Origin of the sequence: Paracoccus yeei ATCC BAA-599 (genome assembly GCF_000622145.1) — a bacterium.
Taxonomy (GTDB): domain Bacteria; phylum Pseudomonadota; class Alphaproteobacteria; order Rhodobacterales; family Rhodobacteraceae; genus Paracoccus; species Paracoccus yeei.
In genome coordinates this window covers 1-2,674 of record NZ_JHWH01000060.1, presented here as the reverse complement: position 1 = coordinate 2,674, position 2,674 = coordinate 1, and the positions used below count along the sequence as shown (strand labels likewise).

Genomic DNA, 2,674 nt, shown 5'->3' with positions numbered 1-2,674 from the left:
GTGTCGTCATCGATGTGCCCTCCCTTCGGTTCCGATGAAACCATCATGGCATAAGAGATGTCGTTGGGTGGGGGCATCCACCGCATCAGTTCACTGGCCGCTGTCGCCATCACCCGGTTGTCACGTCCCTGGGCCTGATGAGTGAGGTCGCAGATCAGATCCCTCTCTCCCTGGTCTGTGGCGGTGTCATGACGGCCGGGCTGATCTCCGATCGTCCCCAACTGATCCGAACGGGCGCGCGGATGATGGCCGCCCATGTTCTGGCAAACAGCATCAAGAGGGCGATCAAGAACCGGTTTCGACGAACCAGACCAGGTGTGATGCTGGAGGGTGAGGACTATGTCTGCGAACCTGGGGAAACCGAGGGCGGTCACGATACATCCTTCCCCTCGGGCCATACAGCCGGTGCTGTTGCTGTCGCAGCGATCATAGCCTCCGATATCCCAAAGACGGCCGTTCCGGCTTTCCTGACAGCCAGCCTGATTACAGGTGTTCAGGTGCCGCGTGCCAAGCACTACCCGATCGACATTGCTGCGGGGACCCTTCTTGCCCCAGTCTGCTGTAAGCCTCTCTGTTAATGATTGCGCCCCACGGGATCAAATTTTGCGGAACGCAATTCCTGTCTGTCCGTTGATCATTGCTGACGACGGGGACGAGAATGGCTGACGAAACTGAGCGCGATTTCATTCCCGTTGTTGAAGAAACAGCCACTGTCTCGACCCGGCGGGTTGTCAGCGGTCGTGTCAGGATCGCCACTCAAACCGAGGAGATAAACCACCTCCTGCCAACTGACCTTGCGAGCGTTGAGGTTGATGTGGTCCGGGTGCCAATTGACCGTCGGATCGACACAATCCCGGACGTCGTGACGGAAGGCGAAGTGACCATCATCCCTGTGGTCGAAGAGCGCCTGGTCGTCACGCGCGAACTCTATCTTCGTGAAGAAATCCATGTTCGCCGTATCGAACATAAAGAGACAATTGACGTGCCCGCGACAACCCGTCGCCAAACCGTCCAGATCGAGCGCTTGCCCGCCGATCTGGAACAGCCATACCAAAAGGACGATCAAGATGACCTATGAGAATGAACTCGGTGCTTCCGGCACGCTGTCCGTTTCTGCCATGTTCGATAGCCAGGCCGAGGCGCAGCGCGCGGTCGAGCGGCTGAATCAGGCCGGGATAACCTCGGAGCGCATCCGGCAGGTAGCGGGGGGGAGTGACACTGCTTCTCGCACGGATGCCGTTGAAGATCGCAACAAAGGTTTTTGGGATAGTCTCGAGGACTTCTTTTTTCCCGATGAAGATCGGTATTCCTATACCGAAGGGCTGTCGCGCGGCGGCTACCTGGTGACCGTGACAGGGTTGTCCGGGGCCGATTACGAGACCGCTCTGGATATCCTCGACGACGAAGGCAGCATCAATCTTGAAGAGCGTGAAGAAAGCTGGCGCTCAGAGGGCTGGAGCGATTACCAGTCCAGCAGCTATGCCTCGGGCAGCACGGCATCCGCCTATGGCGCCCGTGCGGGTGCAACGGGTGATCTGGACAGTCCCTATGTTGACGAGGACAGCACGGGCGCTGATACGTCCTTGCGGCAAGGTCGGGATCTGCGCGGAGACGAGACGATCCCCATCGTGGAGGAACGTCTTCGCGTCGGCAAGCGCGAAACCGGCCATGGCCGTGTCCGGGTTCGCGCCTATACCGTCGAAGAGCCCGTCAGCGAAAGCGTCGACCTGCGCGAGGAGCGAGTTGAGGTCGAGCGCCGGCCTGTCGACCGTCCCCTGACAAACGCGGATACTGCTTTCCAGGACCGCACGATCGAAGCTGAAGAATCCCGCGAAGAAGCGGTCGTTCAAAAGGAAGCCCGCGTGGTCGAGGAGATCGAACTCCGCAAGACCAGCGAAACCCACCGCGAAACAGTCTCGGACACCGTCCGACGCACCGAAGTCGAGATCGACGACGATCGTGATGGGCCGAACCGCCAAGGTCTGGACCCCGAAGTGGGAAGCCGGGATTATGACAATCGCAAGCCCTGAGGCTTGATTTGATCACATGATTTGGCCCCGCAAGTGCGGGGCCTCTTCTTTAGTCGAGAGCTTTGATCAGCGCTCTAAAAAAAACCATCCTTATGGATTAAGGATCAGAGGGGCCTCCGAAAGGATTTCACGCAATACGCTACAGGCAGTGATTAGCGGCGTGCGGTCGCAAGACCGAGAACAAGGCCGATGCCCATTGCCATGCTCAGGGCAGCAATCGGTCTTTGCCGAACATAGTCGATTGCTTCTTCATAGCCCAACTCAGTATAAAAGGCAGCCTCTTCAGCTTTCCTTTTGCCTATATCCAATGCTTTTCCGGCGTAGTCTTGTCCGGCTGCCCTGACCTCTTGAACAGACCCTCGCAAACCCTCCACAGCATCGCTTGCCAGCGTGGATGCCTTCTCAACAAAGCTCATGGTGTCGTCCCGCAGGTCTGGCGTTCCTTCGCTTGGAGATGCGGCATCCTCATTCTTTTCCGGGAAACCTGATCTTTGCGTCATTGCGTCTATCCTCTTGGTGATTGGCTGAAAGCAATAACAAGATGGACAGCTTGGCGGGCCGACAGCCGCTGGCCGGGACCCATGCCACGGATATCGGCCTCGATCCGGTAAAGCTCGGCGATCCGGCGCAAACCCTCAGCCGCG

5 protein-coding genes are annotated in these 2,674 nt (G+C 58.2%); 3 read left to right on the top strand and 2 right to left on the bottom strand.

What is annotated here, in order from left to right; genetic code table 11:
• The coding region (locus tag BU28_RS26485; RefSeq protein ID WP_028720584.1) for a hypothetical protein at positions 1 to 374 on the bottom strand (374 nt) is incomplete at its 3' end.
• Here BU28_RS26485 and BU28_RS26875 point away from each other — a divergent pair.
• The 3 genes from BU28_RS26875 (at position 261) to BU28_RS23640 (ending at position 2,030) form a co-directional block, all read left to right on the top strand.
• The gene (locus tag BU28_RS26875; protein ID WP_428829413.1) at positions 261 to 578 is read left to right on the top strand and encodes a phosphatase PAP2 family protein; all 318 of its coding nucleotides are present in this window, start codon (positions 261 to 263) and stop codon (positions 576 to 578) included. The two genes, BU28_RS26485 and BU28_RS26875, sit on opposite strands and share 114 nt — an antisense overlap.
• An 80-nt stretch (positions 579 to 658) precedes the next feature.
• Positions 659 to 1,078: a YsnF/AvaK domain-containing protein gene (locus BU28_RS25025; protein WP_081791454.1), complete on the top strand. Its 420-nt coding sequence runs from the start codon at positions 659 to 661 to the stop codon at positions 1,076 to 1,078.
• On the top strand, positions 1,068 to 2,030 hold the full coding sequence (locus BU28_RS23640; RefSeq protein ID WP_051578296.1) for a YsnF/AvaK domain-containing protein: 963 nt from the start codon (positions 1,068 to 1,070) through the stop codon (positions 2,028 to 2,030). The genes BU28_RS25025 and BU28_RS23640 overlap by 11 nt, the downstream gene beginning before the upstream one ends.
• A 152-nt stretch (positions 2,031 to 2,182) precedes the next feature.
• Here BU28_RS23640 and BU28_RS25700 read toward each other — a convergent pair whose 3' ends face one another.
• Positions 2,183 to 2,530 (bottom strand): DUF883 family protein, encoded by a 348-nt coding sequence (locus BU28_RS25700; RefSeq protein ID WP_143809892.1) that lies wholly within the window; start codon positions 2,528 to 2,530, stop codon positions 2,183 to 2,185.
• Positions 2,531 to 2,674: the final 144 nt, after the last annotated feature.

What these genes read in the sequence shown, in the direction of transcription:
- BU28_RS25025 (WP_081791454.1), top strand. Translation starts at nt 659, where the DNA reads ATGGCTGACGAAACTGAGCGCGATTTCATTCCCGTTGTTGAAGAAACA.
- BU28_RS25700 (WP_143809892.1), bottom strand. Translation starts at nt 2,530, where the DNA reads ATGACGCAAAGATCAGGTTTCCCGGAAAAGAATGAGGATGCCGCATCT.
- BU28_RS23640 (WP_051578296.1), top strand. Translation starts at nt 1,068, where the DNA reads ATGACCTATGAGAATGAACTCGGTGCTTCCGGCACGCTGTCCGTTTCT.